The organism is Streptomyces sp. NBC_01429 (assembly GCF_036231945.1).
GTDB lineage: Bacteria > Actinomycetota > Actinomycetes > Streptomycetales > Streptomycetaceae > Streptomyces.
The window spans coordinates 4,598,290-4,614,941 of the sequence record NZ_CP109599.1 but is presented as its reverse complement, the minus strand read 5'-3'; the positions used below and the strand labels follow the sequence as shown (position 1 = coordinate 4,614,941).

The following is a 16,652-nucleotide window of genomic DNA, read 5'->3' as shown; positions in this document are numbered from 1 at the left end:
GTAGATGGATCAGGTCACGGATCGGCCGAGCAGTCCGGGAAGTTCGGCCATGCCGGCGAAGTGGCCGGTGGCGTCGGACAGCTTCTCGACGGGTGTCATCGCCGTGAACGCGTACACGTCCATGCCGGCGGCCCTGGCGGCGGCGACTCCGTGCGGGCTGTCCTCGACCACGACACAGCGTTCGGGCGCGACGCCCATCCGCTCGGCGGCGTGCAGGAAGAGGTCGGGCGCCGGCTTGCCCCGGCCGACGTCCTGGGCGCTGAAGATGACCCGGTCCTCGAACAGCCGGTCCAGCCCGGTCTTACGGTGTCCCACCCGGATCCGCTCATGGCTCCCGGACGAGGCGACGCAGTACGGCACCCCGTCGGCGGCCAGCTTCTCCACGACGGCGACGGCGCCCTCCACCGGGCGCAACTCCCTTTCGAAGGCGGCGAAGACCCGGGCGTGCAGGACATCGTCGAAGTCCGCGGGCAGAGCACGCCCGGTCCGCTCCCGCACGAGGTCGTGTACGCGATGGACGGCGGCGCCCATGTAGTCCCGCAGGCAGTCCTCGTAGGAGGTGGGATGGCCCAGCTCGGTGAGGTAGGCGGCCAGGATGGTGTTGGAGATCGGTTCGCTGTCGACGAGCACGCCGTCGTTGTCGAAGATGACCAGTTCGTAGCGCATGCCCTGAGCCTACTGAACGTGAAAATGCCCCTGAACGCAGAAATGCCCCGCACCATAAGGTGCGGGGCATCCCCACAATAATTGTTCGGCGGCGTCCTACTCTCCCACAGGGTCCCCCCTGCAGTACCATCGGCGCTGTGAGGCTTAGCTTCCGGGTTCGGAATGTAACCGGGCGTTTCCCTCACGCAATGACCACCGAAACACTATGAAGTTAAACAAACACCGGATACGCATCTAATTAAAGACGGTCACGGCTGTTCGTTACTTCAGAACTAACACAGTGGACGCGAGCAACTGAGGACAAGCCCTCGGCCTATTAGTACCAGTCAGCTCCAACCGTTACCGGTCTTCCACATCTGGCCTATCAACCCAGTCGTCTACTGGGAGCCTTAACCCCTCTAGGAGGTGGGAGTCCTCATCTCGAAGCAGGCTTCCCGCTTAGATGCTTTCAGCGGTTATCCTTTCCGAACGTAGCCAACCAGCCATGCCCTTGGCAGAACAACTGGCACACCAGAGGTTCGTCCGTCCCGGTCCTCTCGTACTAGGGACAGCCCTTCTCAAGACTCCTGCGCGCGCAGCGGATAGGGACCGAACTGTCTCACGACGTTCTAAACCCAGCTCGCGTACCGCTTTAATGGGCGAACAGCCCAACCCTTGGGACCGACTCCAGCCCCAGGATGCGACGAGCCGACATCGAGGTGCCAAACCATCCCGTCGATATGGACTCTTGGGGAAGATCAGCCTGTTATCCCCGGGGTACCTTTTATCCGTTGAGCGACGGCGCTTCCACAAGCCACCGCCGGATCACTAGTCCCGACTTTCGTCCCTGCTCGACCCGTCGGTCTCACAGTCAAGCTCCCTTGTGCACTTACACTCAACACCTGATTACCAACCAGGCTGAGGGAACCTTTGGGCGCCTCCGTTACTCTTTAGGAGGCAACCGCCCCAGTTAAACTACCCATCAGACACTGTCCCTGATCCGGATCACGGACCCAGGTTAGACATCCAGCACGACCAGAGTGGTATTTCAACGACGACTCCACCTGAACTGGCGTCCAAGCTTCAAAGTCTCCCACCTATCCTACACAAGCCGAACCGAACACCAATATCAAACTATAGTAAAGGTCCCGGGGTCTTTCCGTCCTGCTGCGCGAAACGAGCATCTTTACTCGTAGTGCAATTTCACCGGGCCTATGGTTGAGACAGTCGAGAAGTCGTTACGCCATTCGTGCAGGTCGGAACTTACCCGACAAGGAATTTCGCTACCTTAGGATGGTTATAGTTACCACCGCCGTTTACTGGCGCTTAAGTTCTCAGCTTCGCCAACCCGAAGATTGACTAACCGGTCCCCTTAACGTTCCAGCACCGGGCAGGCGTCAGTCCGTATACATCGCCTTACGGCTTCGCACGGACCTGTGTTTTTAGTAAACAGTCGCTTCTCGCTGGTCTCTGCGGCCACCCCAAGCTCAGAGTGCAAGACTCATCACCTAGAATGGCCCCCCTTCTCCCGAAGTTACGGGGGCATTTTGCCGAGTTCCTTAACCATAGTTCACCCGAACGCCTCGGTATTCTCTACCTGACCACCTGAGTCGGTTTAGGGTACGGGCCGCCATGAAACTCGCTAGAGGCTTTTCTCGACAGCATAGGATCATCCACTTCACCACAATCGGCTCGGCATCAGGTCTCAGGCTTGTGCTGTCCGGATTTACCTGGACAACGCCCTACACCCTTACCCCGGGACAACCACCGCCCGGGCTGGACTACCTTCCTGCGTCACCCCATCGCTTACCTACTACCACCTTGGATCAGCGGCTCCACCACTCCCCTTTGCCCGAAGGCTCCAGGACGGCTTCACGGCCTTAGCATTAATGGATTCGATACTGGGCGTTTCAAAGCGGGTACCGGAATATCAACCGGTTGTCCATCGACTACGCCTGTCGGCCTCGCCTTAGGTCCCGACTTACCCTGGGCAGATCAGCTTGACCCAGGAACCCTTAGTCAATCGGCGCACACGTTTCCCACGTGTGTATCGCTACTCATGCCTGCATTCTCACTCGTGAACCGTCCACAACTAGCTTCCGCTGCTGCTTCACCCGGCACACGACGCTCCCCTACCCATCACAGTCCCCGTTGGGGGTATGTACTGCAATGACACGACTTCGGCGGTACGCTTGAGCCCCGCTACATTGTCGGCGCGGAATCACTTGACCAGTGAGCTATTACGCACTCTTTCAAGGATGGCTGCTTCTAAGCCAACCTCCTGGTTGTCTCTGCGACTCCACATCCTTTCCCACTTAGCGTACGCTTAGGGGCCTTAGTCGATGCTCTGGGCTGTTTCCCTCTCGACCATGGAGCTTATCCCCCACAGTCTCACTGCCGCGCTCTCACTTACCGGCATTCGGAGTTTGGCTAAGGTCAGTAACCCGGTAGGGCCCATCGCCTATCCAGTGCTCTACCTCCGGCAAGAAACACACGACGCTGCACCTAAATGCATTTCGGGGAGAACCAGCTATCACGGAGTTTGATTGGCCTTTCACCCCTAACCACAGGTCATCCCCCAGGTTTTCAACCCTGGTGGGTTCGGTCCTCCACGAAGTCTTACCTCCGCTTCAACCTGCCCATGGCTAGATCACTCCGCTTCGGGTCTTGAGCGCGCTACTATACCGCCCTATTCGGACTCGCTTTCGCTACGGCTTCCCCACACGGGTTAACCTCGCAACACACCGCAAACTCGCAGGCTCATTCTTCAAAAGGCACGCAGTCACGACTGTATGTGCAAGCACATACAGCGACGCTCCCACGGCTTGTAGGCACACGGTTTCAGGTACTATTTCACTCCGCTCCCGCGGTACTTTTCACCATTCCCTCACGGTACTATCCGCTATCGGTCACCAGGGAATATTTAGGCTTAGCGGGTGGTCCCGCCAGATTCACACGGGATTTCTCGGGCCCCGTACTACTTGGGTGTCGCACAAACGAGCCGTACAGATTTCAGCTACGGGGGTCTTACCCTCTACGCCGGACCTTTCGCATGTCCTTCGCCTATCCATACGGTTTCTGACTCGCCCAACAGCCGGCAGACTGCTGAAGTACGATCCCACAACCCCGTATACGCAACCCCTGCCGGGTATCACACGCATACGGTTTGGCCTCATCCGGTTTCGCTCGCCACTACTCCCGGAATCACGGTTGTTTTCTCTTCCTGAGGGTACTGAGATGTTTCACTTCCCCTCGTTCCCTCCACACTGCCTATGTGTTCAGCAGCGGGTGACAGCCCATGACGACTGCCGGGTTTCCCCATTCGGACACCCCCGGATCAAAGCTCGGTTGACAGCTCCCCGGGGCCTATCGCGGCCTCCCACGTCCTTCATCGGTTCCTGGTACCAAGGCATCCACCGTGCGCCCTTAAAAACTTGGCCACAGATGCTCGCGTCCACTGTGCAGTTCTCAAACAACGACCAGCCACCCATCACCCCACCCTTACAGGCGAGTTCACTGGGGCCGGCAACCCGAAGGACGAGCAACGCTCGTACCCTCAGACACCCAACAGCGCGCCCAGCACACCCGATCCCGAACCTGTTTTCCACGCCGAAGCAGTACTCACAGTCCCAAAACCCGATGTGCCGAATAGTCAACGTTCCACCCATGAGCTGACCACCGTCGAACATTTGCCGACGTAGTGGCTCTGGATTCCTTGCGGAATCTAGATGCTCCTTAGAAAGGAGGTGATCCAGCCGCACCTTCCGGTACGGCTACCTTGTTACGACTTCGTCCCAATCGCCAGTCCCACCTTCGACAGCTCCCTCCCACAAGGGGTTGGGCCACCGGCTTCGGGTGTTACCGACTTTCGTGACGTGACGGGCGGTGTGTACAAGGCCCGGGAACGTATTCACCGCAGCAATGCTGATCTGCGATTACTAGCAACTCCGACTTCATGGGGTCGAGTTGCAGACCCCAATCCGAACTGAGACCGGCTTTTTGAGATTCGCTCCGCCTCGCGGCATCGCAGCTCATTGTACCGGCCATTGTAGCACGTGTGCAGCCCAAGACATAAGGGGCATGATGACTTGACGTCGTCCCCACCTTCCTCCGAGTTGACCCCGGCAGTCTCCTGTGAGTCCCCATCACCCCGAAAGGCATGCTGGCAACACAGAACAAGGGTTGCGCTCGTTGCGGGACTTAACCCAACATCTCACGACACGAGCTGACGACAGCCATGCACCACCTGTACACCGACCACAAGGGGGCGACCATCTCTGGCCGTTTCCGGTGTATGTCAAGCCTTGGTAAGGTTCTTCGCGTTGCGTCGAATTAAGCCACATGCTCCGCTGCTTGTGCGGGCCCCCGTCAATTCCTTTGAGTTTTAGCCTTGCGGCCGTACTCCCCAGGCGGGGAACTTAATGCGTTAGCTGCGGCACCGACGACGTGGAATGTCGCCAACACCTAGTTCCCAACGTTTACGGCGTGGACTACCAGGGTATCTAATCCTGTTCGCTCCCCACGCTTTCGCTCCTCAGCGTCAGTAATGGCCCAGAGATCCGCCTTCGCCACCGGTGTTCCTCCTGATATCTGCGCATTTCACCGCTACACCAGGAATTCCGATCTCCCCTACCACACTCTAGCCTGCCCGTATCGAATGCAGACCCGGGGTTAAGCCCCGGGCTTTCACATCCGACGTGACAAGCCGCCTACGAGCTCTTTACGCCCAATAATTCCGGACAACGCTCGCACCCTACGTATTACCGCGGCTGCTGGCACGTAGTTAGCCGGTGCTTCTTCTGCAGGTACCGTCACTTGCGCTTCTTCCCTGCTGAAAGAGGTTTACAACCCGAAGGCCGTCATCCCTCACGCGGCGTCGCTGCATCAGGCTTTCGCCCATTGTGCAATATTCCCCACTGCTGCCTCCCGTAGGAGTCTGGGCCGTGTCTCAGTCCCAGTGTGGCCGGTCGCCCTCTCAGGCCGGCTACCCGTCGTCGCCTTGGTAGGCCATCACCCCACCAACAAGCTGATAGGCCGCGGGCTCATCCTTCACCGCCGGAGCTTTCAACCCTCCCCCATGCGGAGGAAAGTATTATCCGGTATTAGACCCCGTTTCCAGGGCTTGTCCCAGAGTGAAGGGCAGATTGCCCACGTGTTACTCACCCGTTCGCCACTAATCCACCCCGAAAGGCTTCATCGTTCGACTTGCATGTGTTAAGCACGCCGCCAGCGTTCGTCCTGAGCCAGGATCAAACTCTCCGTGAATGTTTACCCGTAATCGGGTCGACACGCACGAGAGCCGGAACCACCGGTCGGAATAAGACCAGTAGTTCACAGCATCCTCGCTGTGTTTTTTCTTCAAAGGAACCTCAACCCACCAAATAACTCGGTAGGTCGGGGTATCAACATATCTGGCGTTGACTTTTGGCACGCTGTTGAGTTCTCAAGGAACGGACGCTTCCTTTGTACTCACCCTCTCGGGCTTTCCTCCGGGCGCTTCCCTTCGGTGTTTCTTTGTTTTGTTTCCGTCTTGCGTTTCCGACTCTATCAGACTCTTTCGTGTCCGATTCCCCGTCGGAGCGGGGCTTGCTTTCCAGTTCTTCGCTTTCGCGCTTTCCCTTTCCAGCGGTTCCGACTCTACCAGATCCTTTCGGGCCTGATTCCCAGTCAGAGTGGGCTGCCATCGGGGCTGTTGGGCCCTTCCGACGAGTGAGACTTTAGCGGAATCACCGGCTCCGACGCTAATCGGGGCTGCGTCCCTTCGAACGCGGATTCCTCATTTCGCAAACTCACACGCGAAAGCTGCTGCCACCGAAAACGGTCGCACTGCTTCTTGTATGGCCCTGCGGAGTGGCTGTCCGGGGCCGACCTGGGCCGGTGCTCACGTCGGACAGCTCGGAGAACATTACGGATCCGCGTTTCCCGTGTCAACTCGGTGGTCGGACGCTACTCTGAGGCCATGACCTCGCGTACGCATCCCCTGAAGTGGCGGGCCGCCTGACGGCGGCCCTCGCTCCTCACGTACGCGTGCAACGGCCGCCGCTTCGGCGGCCGTTCGTGTTTCTCCCCTCCTGGGAGTCCGGCCGTCGGTGACGGTGGCCGACTCGGATCAACTCGATCAAGAGGGTGAGCAGAAGACATGACACGGATCTTCAGCGGGATCAAACCCACCGGACATCTGACGCTGGGCAACTACCTCGGTGCCCTGCGCCGTTGGGTCGAGGTGGATCAGCACCGGGCAGACGCGCTGTTCAGCGTCGTGGACCTGCATGCCCTGACCGTCGAACACGACCCGGCACGGGTGCGCAGACTCAGCCGGCAGGCGGCCACGCTGATGCTGGCGGCGGGGCTCGACCCCGCGCTGTGCACCGTATTCGTACAGAGCCACGTCGACGAGCACACCCGGCTGTCGTATCTGCTGGAGTGCACGGCCACCGACGGGGAGCTGCGGCGCATGATCCAGTACAAGGAGAAGAGCGCGCGGGCGCGGGCGTCCGGGGAGAGTGTGCGGTTCTCGCTGCTGTCGTACCCGGTGCTGATGGCGGCGGACATCCTCGCCTACCGGACCGATGAGGTCCCGGTGGGTGAGGACCAGACTCAGCATGTGGAGCTGACGCGGGATCTCGCCCTGCGCTTCAACCAGCGTTACGGGCACACGTTCACCGTGCCCCGGGCGACCCGGCCGCCGGTGGCCGCGCGGGTGATGGATCTCCAGGATCCGACGTCGAAGATGGGGAAGTCGCACGATTCCGGCGCCGGGATCGTCTATCTGCTGGACGACACCGACGCCGTGCGGAAGAAGATCATGCGCGCCGTCACCGACAGCGGGCGCGAGGTCGCGTACGACCGGGATGCCAAGCCCGGGGTGACGAATCTGCTGGAGATCCTCGCGGCGTGCACGGACCGGGACCCGCAGGAGCTGGCCGGTGCGTACGACTCGTACGGGGCGCTGAAGCGGGACACCGCCGAGGCCGTGGTCGAACTGCTGCGACCGATGCGGGCGCGGCACGCCGCCCTGGCCGCGGATTCCGACTCCGTGGAGCAGGTGCTGCGGGAGGGGGCGGAACGGGCCAGGTCGATGGCGCGGCCCGTGGTCGACTCGGCTTTCCGCGCCATCGGGCTGCTGCCCGCCTGACCGGTCCCGACTCGGGAGCGGCCGGTCGCTCGGTCCGGTCGGCCGGTCGGCCCGGCCGACCGGTCCCGGGACCCGTGCCGTCAGCCGTTGCCCGTGGCCAGGGCGCGGCTGCGGTCGCGGGCCGCTTCGATGGCGGCGATGAGGGCTGCCCGTACCCCGTGGTTCTCCAGTTCCCGGATGGCGCTGATCGTGGTGCCGGCCGGGGAGGTCACCGCCTCGCGGAGCTTGACCGGGTGTTCGCCGCTGTCGCGCAGCATGACCGCCGCGCCGATGGCGGCCTGGACGATCAGATCGTGCGCCTGGGCGCGGGGCAGGCCGAGGAGGATGCCGGCGTCGGTCATCGCCTCGACCAGGAAGTAGAAGTACGCCGGGCCCGAGCCGGAGAGCGCGGTGCACGCGTCCTGCTGGGACTCCGGGACGCGCAGGGTCTTGCCGACGCCGCCGAAGATCTCCTCGGCATGGGCCAGATGCGCGGGGAGTGCGTGGCTGCCGCCCGAGATGACGGACATGCCCTCGTCCACCAGGACGGGGGTGTTCGGCATGACGCGTACGACGGGGGTGCCGAGGGGGAGGCGCTCCTCGATGAAGGAGGTGGTGATTCCGGCGGCGGCGCTGATGATCAGCCGGTCGGCGGTGACGTGCGGGGTGAGTTCGTCGAGCAGCCGGCCCATGTCCTGGGGCTTGGCGGCGAGGATGAGGATGTCGGCGCGCTTCGCGGCCTCGGCGTTGGTGACGGCCTCCACGCCGTAGCGCGAGCGCAGCTCCTCGGCGCGCTCGGGGCGGCGGGTGGTGGCCAGCAGGTCGGCGGCTCGCCAGCCCGCGCGGATCATGCCGCTGAGCAGGGCCTCGCCGATTTTTCCGGTGCCGAGGACTGCGACTGTCTGGGGCATTGCGGGGTCACCTCGCCGGTGGAAATGGGGTGTTGCTGACGTCCGTGTCCCATCCTCGCACCGGGGTCGGACAGCGGGCGGGCGTGTCCGAGGAGCGGTACGGCGTGGCGTGGCGCTGCCCCCGTGGGCGCGGGTGGTCAGGCCGTACGGCGGCGGAGGGTCGCGGCGCCCAGGCCGAGGACGAGTACGGCGCACCCCGCGACGATCACGGCGTCCCGGACGAAGTCTCCGGTGACGTCCGGGTGGCTCAGGACCTGGTCCATGCCGTCGACCGCGTACGACATGGGCAGCACGTCGGAGATCGCCTCCAGTACGGGCTGCATGGTGGAGCGGGGAGCGAACAGGCCGCACAGGAGGAGCTGCGGGAAGATCACCGCGGGCATGAACTGGACGGCCTGGAACTCGGATGCCGCGAACGCCGAGACGAAGAGGCCGAGGGCCGTGCCGAGCAGGGCGTCGAGGAGGGCGACCAGCAGGAGCAGCCAGGCGGATCCCGCGACGTCCAGGCCGAGGGCCCAGAGGGCGAGGGCCGTGGCGAGGACGGACTGGACGACGGCGAGCGCGCCGAACGCCAGGGCGTAGCCGAGGATCAGGTCGCCCTTGCCGAGCGGCATGGCGAGCAGTCGCTCCAGAGTGCCCGAGGTGCGTTCGCGCAGGGTGGCGATGGAGGTCACCAGGAACATCGTGATCAGCGGGAAGATGCCGAGCAGCGAGGCCCCGATGGTGTCGAAGGTGCGCGGGTCTCCGTCGAAGACGTACCGGAGCAGGAGGAGCATCACGCACGGGACGAGGATCATCAGCGCGATCGAGCGGGGGTCGTGGCGCAGCTGGCGCAGGACGCGGGCGGCGGTGGCGACGGTACGGGCGGCGGAGATCGGGGCCGTGGCCGCCGTGGGCTCCGGGCCGGTGGCCGGGGGCTCGGTCGTGACCGGGGTCGTGGTGGTCATCGGGGGCTCTCCTGGGTTGCGTCGGCCTCGTCGACCAGGTGGAGGAAGGCGGCTTCGACGGTCTCGGTGCGTGTGCGGGCGCACAGGGCGGCGGGGGTGTCGTCGGCGAGGATCTGGCCCTGGCGCATGAGGAGCAGCCGGTGGCAGCGTTCGGCCTCGTCCATGACGTGCGAGGAGATGAGGATCGTCACGGCGCGTTCGGCGGCGATGCGGTGGAAGAGGTCCCACAGGTCCCGGCGGAGTACGGGGTCGAGCCCGACGGTCGGCTCGTCCAGGACGAGGAGTTCGGGCGCGCCGAGCAGGGCGACGGCGAGGGAGACGCGGCTGCGCTGGCCGCCGGAGAGCCGGCCGGCGAGGGAGCCGGCGTGGGAGGCGAGGTCCACGTCGGCGATGGCCGCGGCGACGGCTTCGCGGCGGGCGGCGCGGCGTCGGCGTCCCGGGTCGAGGACGGCGGCGAAGTAGTCGAGATTCTGCTCGACCGTCAGATCGTCGTAGACGGAGGGTGCCTGGGTGACGTAGCCGATGCGGGCGCGCAGTTCGGGGGCGCCGCCGGGCTTGCCGAGGACGTCCAAGGTCCCGGTGACCTGGGCCTGGGTGCCGACGAGGGCGCGCATGAGGGTCGATTTGCCGCAGCCGGAGGGGCCGAGCAGTCCGGTGATCCGGCCGGAAGGTACGGAGAAGTCGAGGCCGCGCAGGACGGTGCGGTCGCCCCGCCTGACGGTGAGGCCGCGGGCGTGGACGGCGGCCGTCGCCAAATTCATCATGTGATGAATAATGCGCGCGCGGCGGCGCCCCCGTCAAGCGTTCGGCCGGTGTGCGGGGGCGCCGCGGCGGTGCGGCCTCAGCGGTCGTTCACGACGACCGTCAGATCGACCACGTACGCCTCCTCCAGGGTCCCGTCGGGGAAACGCGCGAGGAGCGCGGCCCGCTCGGCCGCGAGGAAGGCTCCGGCGTCCGGTGCGCCGCGCATCTGGAAGACCGAGTGGCTGCCGAGGTTGGCGAGGTGGGCGTCGACGGTGACGCGGCGGGTCCAGGGCACCCGGCGCTCCACGGGTTCCAGCGACTCGGGCAGCCCGTCGCCCCGGCCGTGGGCGCTGTGCGCGCCGTGCGCGCCGTCCCCCGCCCATGCCTCGATCCGCGCGCCCTGCTCAGCGATCCAGGGGACCGAGCCGTCGGAGACGTTCCACCACAGGGCGAGCGCGCCGCCGGGGCGCAGTACGCGCAGCGCCTCGGGCAGCGAGCGGGCCGGGTCGGTCCAGTGCCAGGACTGGGCGTACGTGATGAGGTCGGCGCTGCCGTCGGCGATCGGCAGGGCGTCGCCGAACGCCCGGACGAGCGGGACGCCGGGGAGCGTCCGGCGCAGCCGGGCCGCCATGGCGGGGCCCGGCTCGACGGCGGTGACCAGGGCGCCGCGTTCGCGCAGTGTGCGGGTGGCGATACCGGTGCCCGCGCCCACGTCGACGACGCGGGCGCCCCGCAGGGGGCGGCCGGCCAGTTCCTCGACGGTGTCGAAGAGGGCGGCCGGATAGCCGGGGCGCGCGGTGTCGTACTGGTCGGCCACGGCGTCGAAGGAGAGGGCGCGAAGAGTCATGCGTCCTATGCTGCGCCAGGTGCGGGCCGGCAGCCCCATAGAGATCCGAACGAAAGATCCTGAGACCGACCACCCCCATGTGCCGGTCGGTCTAAGTGCCCTTGGGGCCCCGGCGGGCGGCCGGGTTGCCCGTGCGGGCGGCGCGGCGGCGCTCGTACTGGACGACGGCCGTCTCGTACTCCCGGCGGCGCAGGCCCTCCCCCGGGGCTTCGGCCAGCGAGCGCAGGAAGTACGCGATCAGTGAGCCGATGAAGCCGATCGTCTTGAGGCCGCGCAGCGACTCCTCGCGGGCCGGGTCGGCCGGGCGGCGGCCGAAGCCCTCCCAGGTCCTGCGGAACGCGATGGCGCCGCACACCGCGAACACCACCACGACCAGTATCCCGACGAAGGACCCCACCGCGGCGATCTCCAGCCCCTGGTAAGCGAGTCGGAACAGCAGGCAGGCGGCGAAGGCGGTGGTGAGGGAGCCGACGGCGACCGCCGCGCGGCGCGCCGCGTAGCCGCCGTCGTGGCCGACCCAGGTCGTACCGAAGAAGCGGATGGCCTCCGGCTCCGGGCCGCCGCGGCCTTCGCCCGTTACCTGCTGACGCTGTGCGGGATGTTCGCTCACCGGGCGATTATCGCCCGGTGAGCGCGCGTCGTCACGATCAGAGGCGGCCCGGCGGGCTCTCAGCCGCAGCGCACCGCGACGTAGCCGCTGCTGCCGGTGTAGACGTACGCGTCCGAGATGTACTCGCCGTTGGCGATGTTGTCCCAGATGTTCGTCGTGCCGTACGGGCCCGCGACGGACTCGCCCGGCCGCTGGCAGTTGATCGGCACGCTCACGCCGTACGCCAGGACGCGGACGAGCGAGTACTTGGTGCCGGGGCCGCTGCGGACGTTCACCCGGTAGTTCGGGTGCACGGCGTACCGCTTGGCCGCGATCGTGACCCGACTCTCGCTCCGGCTCTCAACCTCTTCGACTGACATTCGGTCCTCCCCCATTGAAGGTGTCGCGTCCCCGCCCACGGGCGGGGATCTCCGCGCCGCGCACGCTAGCAAGCCATGGCTTGATCGCACGCACCATCGACTAGGCTCCGTGCGTCGCGCTTGCGCACGAATTCATCGGGGGTGGGCGGTGCCACCACTGCGCAATACCGGGCAGGCCCCGGAAGCGGAGCATCCGGATCACGCCGGTCGCTATCTGCTCGAATCAGCCCTGGGTTCGGGCGGAATGGGTGTGGTCCATCTGGCCACCTCCGCTTCAGGACTGCGCCTGGCCGTGAAGGTCATCCACACCAACCACGCCTCGGATCCCGAGTTCAGGGCACGGTTCCGACAAGAGGTCGCCGCCGCGCGGCGGGTGAGCGGGGCCTTCACCGCGCCCGTCGTGGATGCCGATCCGGAGGCCGGACGGCCCTGGATGGCAACGCTGTTCATCGACGGCCCCACACTGTCCGAGCGGGTGAAGCGGAACGGCCCGCTGGGCTACGGGGAACTCGTCAGGCTCGGTGCGGGACTGGCCGAGGGGCTGCGGGACATCCACCGCGCCGGCGTGGTGCACCGCGATCTCAAGCCGAGCAACGTCCTGTTGGCGTCCGACGGGCCCAAGGTCATCGACTTCGGCATCTCGCGGCCCGTGGACAGCGATCTGCGCACGGAGACGGGCAAGCTGATCGGCACCCCGCCGTTCATGGCCCCCGAGCAGTTCCAGCGCCCGCGCGAAGTCGGCCCCGCCGCCGATGTGTTCGCCATGGGCGCGGTGCTGGTCCACGCGGCGACCGGGCGCGGGCCCTTCGACTCGGACAGCCCGTACATCGTCGCGTACCAGGTCGTGCACGACGAACCGAATCTGGCCGGGGTCCCCGAGGGGCTCGTACCGCTGATCACCCGTTGTCTGGCGAAGGATCCGGCGGACCGGCCGACACCGGACGAGCTGATGGCCGCGCTGCGGCTGGGCGACCGGGGCGGGGCGGGGCAGGGCGCTGCCGACTGGGGCGGGAGCGGTCGGACCGAGGGCGGCCGGGAGACCGGGGCGCCGCACGGCGCGAGTCCGCTCGTACCCGCGCAGCGCCGCCCCGGCGCTGACGAGTCCCTGACCCCCGCGCCCGCCGCCGGCGCCACCCACTCCCCCGCCTCCAGGCTCGGGACCCGGCTGCCGCAGACCGTCCAGTCCCTGGCCGGGGCCCGCCGAGGGGTGCGCTGGGCGGCGGCGGGTGCGGCGGTGGTCGCGCTGGCCGTGGTCGGTGTCGTGGGTGTGGTGGCGGTACGGGCCACGGGCGACGACGCCGCGCCTCCCGCCCCCGCGCGGACCGGCACGGACGGATCGCGGTCGGGCCGGGCGTTCCAGCCCTGGCGCACGGAGCTGCACGCGGGACTGCCCGTCTGTTCGGCCGGCGGTTCGCGTGCGGGCACCGGTACGAGTACGGGCGCGGGGGTCTACTGCGCCGCTCCCGGGGTCACGGCGGCCCGGCTCGACCCGGACGACGGCGAGGTCCGCTGGACCGTGCCGACCGTACGGGCGTCGAAGGGCGCGGGGTCCGGCGACGGCGGGGCCGACGGCGAGGTGTCCGACAACGGCGCGGCGCCGGTGCTCTCCGGTGGGCTGCTGCTGGTCGTCGAGCCCGCCGGGTCCCGGCTGAAGGCCCTCGACCCGGCGTCGGGCGCCGAGCGCTGGGCGGTCGGCGTCGCCTCGTACGCCAGCGTCCGCTACACGGGGAGTTCGGTGCTGCTCGTGGCGTACGACGGGACGGTGCGCGCGCTGGACAGCGCGACCGGGACCGAGCGCTGGACCGCGCGGCACGGCGGGACCGGCACGGTCTGGACGGCGGCGGGCGACGGTTCGGGCGACTCCGGCGGTGACAGCGGTGGCGGCAGCTCCGGCGGTCCGCTGTTCGCCGCGACCCCGTCGGCCGACGGTACGGCGACCGGGATCAGGTCCGTCGACCCGGCCACGGGCGCCCTGCGCTGGGAGAAGCGGCTGCCGGGCACCCTCACCCCGGCCGGTGCCGCCTCCGGCGCGCTCTTCCTGCTCTCCCGCGACCTCGACGACCGGACCGACGCCGTGGTGCGGGTCGACGCGTCGACCCGCACCGTGCGGCGCGTCCCGCTGGACGCGCCGGTCGAGCAGGCGCAGGCCACCGTGGACGGCGACACGGTCTACGTCATGGGGTACACGGGATCGCTGCTCGCCGTCGACACCCGTAAGGGGAAGGCCGGGGGCGTGCGCTGGCGCCTGGAGACCTCGGTCACCCGGGCCTCGCGCCCCACCGCCACCGGGGACCGGGTCTATCTGAGCGCGGGGGACGGACGGCTGCTCGCCGTGGACGGCGCGCGGGGGAGGCTGCTGGGGCAGACGAAGCCCCGGATGGCGACGGGCTCAGGGACGCTGGTCCCCAGTCTGGCCGCGCCGGTCGCCGTGGCGGGCACGGTGTTCGCGAGCGCGCCCGACGGGTCGGTCTTCGCCGTCGACGGCCGCGATCCGGCGCGCTGGTAGCGCCGGGCTCCGCCGCACCACGTGCCTTATGTACCCACGTGACTCGTGTACGGCGGAGCCCGTCCGCAACCGCTGTCAGCCGAGCAGCGAGATGTCCCGGACCGCGCCCTTGTCCGCGCTCGTCGCCATCGCCGCGTACGCGCGCAGCGCCACCGAGACCTTGCGCTCGCGGTCGGCGGGGGCGTACACGCCGTTCAACGCCTCGCGGCGCGCCGCGAGTTCCTCATCGGCGACCAGCAACTCGATCGAGCGGTTCGGGATGTCGATCCTGATCCGGTCGCCGTCGTGGACCAGCGCGATCGTGCCGCCCGAGGCCGCCTCCGGCGAGGCGTGCCCGATCGACAGGCCCGACGTACCGCCGGAGAAGCGGCCGTCCGTGACCAGCGCGCAGGACTTTCCGAGGCCCCGGCCCTTCAGGTACGAGGTCGGGTAGAGCATCTCCTGCATGCCGGGGCCGCCGCGCGGGCCCTCGTAGCGGATGACGATGACGTCGCCCTCGGCGATCTCCTTACGGAGGATCTTCTCGACGGCGTCCTCCTGCGACTCGCAGACGACGGCCGGGCCCTCGAAGGTCCAGATGGACTCGTCGACGCCCGCGGTCTTCACCACGCAGCCGTCCACGGCCAGGTTGCCCTTGAGCACCGCCAGGCCACCGTCCTTGGAGTAGGCGTGGGCGACATCGCGGACGCAGCCGCCGGCGGCGTCGGTGTCGAGCGTGTCCCACCGCTCGGACTGCGAGAACGCCTCGGCGGAGCGGACGCAGCCGGGGGCCGCGTGCCACAGCTCGACAGCCTCCTCGGAGGGCGAGCCGCCGCGCACGTCCCAGGTCTCCAGCCAGTCCTTGATGCTCGGCGAGTGGACGGTGTGCACGTCCTCGTTGAGCAGGCCGCCCCGGTACAGCTCACCGAGGATGGCGGGGATGCCGCCGGCCCGGTGGATGTCCTCCATGTAGTACGTACCGCCGGGGGCGACGTTCGGCGCGACCTTGGACAGGCAGGGCACCCGGCGCGAGACCGCGTCGATGTCGGCGAGGTCGTAGTCCAGCTCGGCCTCCTGGGCGGCGGCGAGCAGGTGGAGGATGGTGTTCGTGGAGCCGCCCATGGCGATGTCGAGCGCCATGGCGTTCTCGAAGGCGGCGCGGGTGGCGATGTTGCGCGGCAGGACCGACGCGTCGTCCTGCTCGTAGTGGCGCTTGGTGATCTCGACGACCGTCCGGCCCGCGTTCTCGTACAGCGCCTTGCGGGCGGTGTGCGTGGCGAGCACCGAACCGTTGCCGGGGAGCGAGAGGCCCATGGCCTCGGTCAGGCAGTTCATCGAGTTGGCGGTGAACATCCCGGAGCACGAGCCGCAGGTCGGACAGGCGTTCTCCTCGATGCGGAGGATGTCCTCGTCCGAGATCGACTCGTCGACCGCGTCCGAGATCGCGTTGACCAGGTCGAGTTTTCGGACCGTGCCGTCCACCAGGGTGGCCTTGCCGGCCTCCATCGGGCCGCCGGAGACGAAGACCGTGGGGATGTTGAGGCGCAGCGCGGCCATCAGCATGCCCGGGGTGATCTTGTCGCAGTTGGAGATGCAGATCAGCGCGTCCGCGCAGTGCGCCTCGACCATGTACTCGACGGAGTCGGCGATCAGGTCGCGCGACGGCAGGGAGTAGAGCATGCCGCCGTGGCCCATCGCGATGCCGTCGTCCACGGCGATCGTGTTGAACTCGCGCGGCACGGCGCCCGCGGCCTTGATCGCGTCGGAGACGATCCGGCCGACCGGCGCGAGGTGGGTGTGGCCGGGCACGAACTCGGTGAAGGAGTTGGCCACCGCGACGATCGGCTTGCCGATGTCCGCGCTCGCTACGCCCGACGCTCGCATAAGGGCGCGTGCGCCCGCCATATTGCGGCCGTGGGTGACAGTGCGGGACCTCAGCTCGGGCATCGCCGTTCGCTCCTTCGACAGATCCTTCGGCAGAAAAGACTCT

The 16,652-nt window shown here is 67.0% G+C and carries 10 protein-coding genes and 3 rRNA genes; 2 read left to right on the top strand and 11 right to left on the bottom strand.

The annotated features are described in order from the left end of the window. Nucleotides 1-9: 9 nt before the first annotated feature. The 4 genes from OG627_RS20175 to OG627_RS20160 all read right to left on the bottom strand — a co-directional run bounded on the left by OG627_RS20175 (nucleotide 10) and on the right by OG627_RS20160 (nucleotide 5,910). Complete coding sequence (locus tag OG627_RS20175; RefSeq protein WP_329067061.1) at nucleotides 10-666, bottom strand: HAD family hydrolase; 657 nt, start codon at nucleotides 664-666, stop codon at nucleotides 10-12. A gap of 83 nt (nucleotides 667-749) precedes the next feature. Beyond that, nucleotides 750-866, bottom strand: a 5S ribosomal RNA gene (gene rrf, locus OG627_RS20170). Nucleotides 867-962: 96 nt separating this feature from the next. Then, nucleotides 963-4,085, bottom strand: a 23S ribosomal RNA gene (locus tag OG627_RS20165). A 299-nt stretch (nucleotides 4,086-4,384) separates the two neighbouring features. Next, a 16S ribosomal RNA gene (locus OG627_RS20160) occupies nucleotides 4,385-5,910 on the bottom strand. Together the 16S, 23S and 5S rRNA genes form the textbook arrangement of a ribosomal RNA operon. Nucleotides 5,911-6,784: 874 nt before the next feature. On the opposite strand from OG627_RS20160, the gene trpS reads away from it, so the two are divergent. Further along, the gene (gene trpS / locus OG627_RS20155; protein WP_329067059.1) at nucleotides 6,785-7,780 is read left to right on the top strand and encodes a tryptophan--tRNA ligase; all 996 of its coding nucleotides are present in this window, start codon (nucleotides 6,785-6,787) and stop codon (nucleotides 7,778-7,780) included. Nucleotides 7,781-7,860: 80 nt separating this feature from the next. Here the strand turns inward: trpS and proC are convergent, their stop codons facing one another. The 6 genes from proC to OG627_RS20125 form a co-directional block, all read right to left on the bottom strand. Continuing rightward, entirely contained in the window at nucleotides 7,861-8,670 is an 810-nt protein-coding gene (gene proC / locus OG627_RS20150; protein ID WP_329067057.1) for a pyrroline-5-carboxylate reductase, read from the bottom strand. Between the two features lie 137 nt (nucleotides 8,671-8,807). Further along, nucleotides 8,808-9,617: an ABC transporter permease gene (locus OG627_RS20145; RefSeq protein ID WP_329067055.1), complete on the bottom strand. Its 810-nt coding sequence runs from the start codon at nucleotides 9,615-9,617 to the stop codon at nucleotides 8,808-8,810. Continuing rightward, entirely contained in the window at nucleotides 9,614-10,381 is a 768-nt protein-coding gene (locus OG627_RS20140; protein ID WP_329067053.1) for an ABC transporter ATP-binding protein, read from the bottom strand. The genes OG627_RS20145 and OG627_RS20140 overlap by 4 nt, the downstream gene beginning before the upstream one ends. Nucleotides 10,382-10,458: 77 nt before the next feature. Then, nucleotides 10,459-11,208 carry a class I SAM-dependent methyltransferase gene (locus OG627_RS20135; RefSeq protein WP_329067051.1) on the bottom strand — a complete coding sequence of 250 codons (750 nt, stop codon included), beginning with the start codon at nucleotides 11,206-11,208 and terminating at the stop codon, nucleotides 10,459-10,461. A gap of 91 nt (nucleotides 11,209-11,299) precedes the next feature. After that, nucleotides 11,300-11,818: a hypothetical protein gene (locus OG627_RS20130; RefSeq protein WP_329067049.1), complete on the bottom strand. Its 519-nt coding sequence runs from the start codon at nucleotides 11,816-11,818 to the stop codon at nucleotides 11,300-11,302. Nucleotides 11,819-11,877: 59 nt separating this feature from the next. After that, entirely contained in the window at nucleotides 11,878-12,177 is a 300-nt protein-coding gene (locus OG627_RS20125) for a hypothetical protein (protein ID WP_329067047.1), read from the bottom strand. Nucleotides 12,178-12,325: 148 nt separating this feature from the next. Here OG627_RS20125 and OG627_RS20120 point away from each other — a divergent pair, with 148 nt between their 5' ends. Beyond that, complete coding sequence (locus OG627_RS20120; RefSeq protein WP_329067045.1) at nucleotides 12,326-14,683, top strand: protein kinase domain-containing protein; 2,358 nt, start codon at nucleotides 12,326-12,328, stop codon at nucleotides 14,681-14,683. A gap of 75 nt (nucleotides 14,684-14,758) precedes the next feature. Here OG627_RS20120 and ilvD read toward each other — a convergent pair whose 3' ends face one another. Then, nucleotides 14,759-16,609, bottom strand: a complete 1,851-nt coding sequence (ilvD, locus tag OG627_RS20115; protein WP_329067043.1) for a dihydroxy-acid dehydratase — start codon at nucleotides 16,607-16,609, stop codon at nucleotides 14,759-14,761. Nucleotides 16,610-16,652 lie beyond the last annotated feature (43 nt).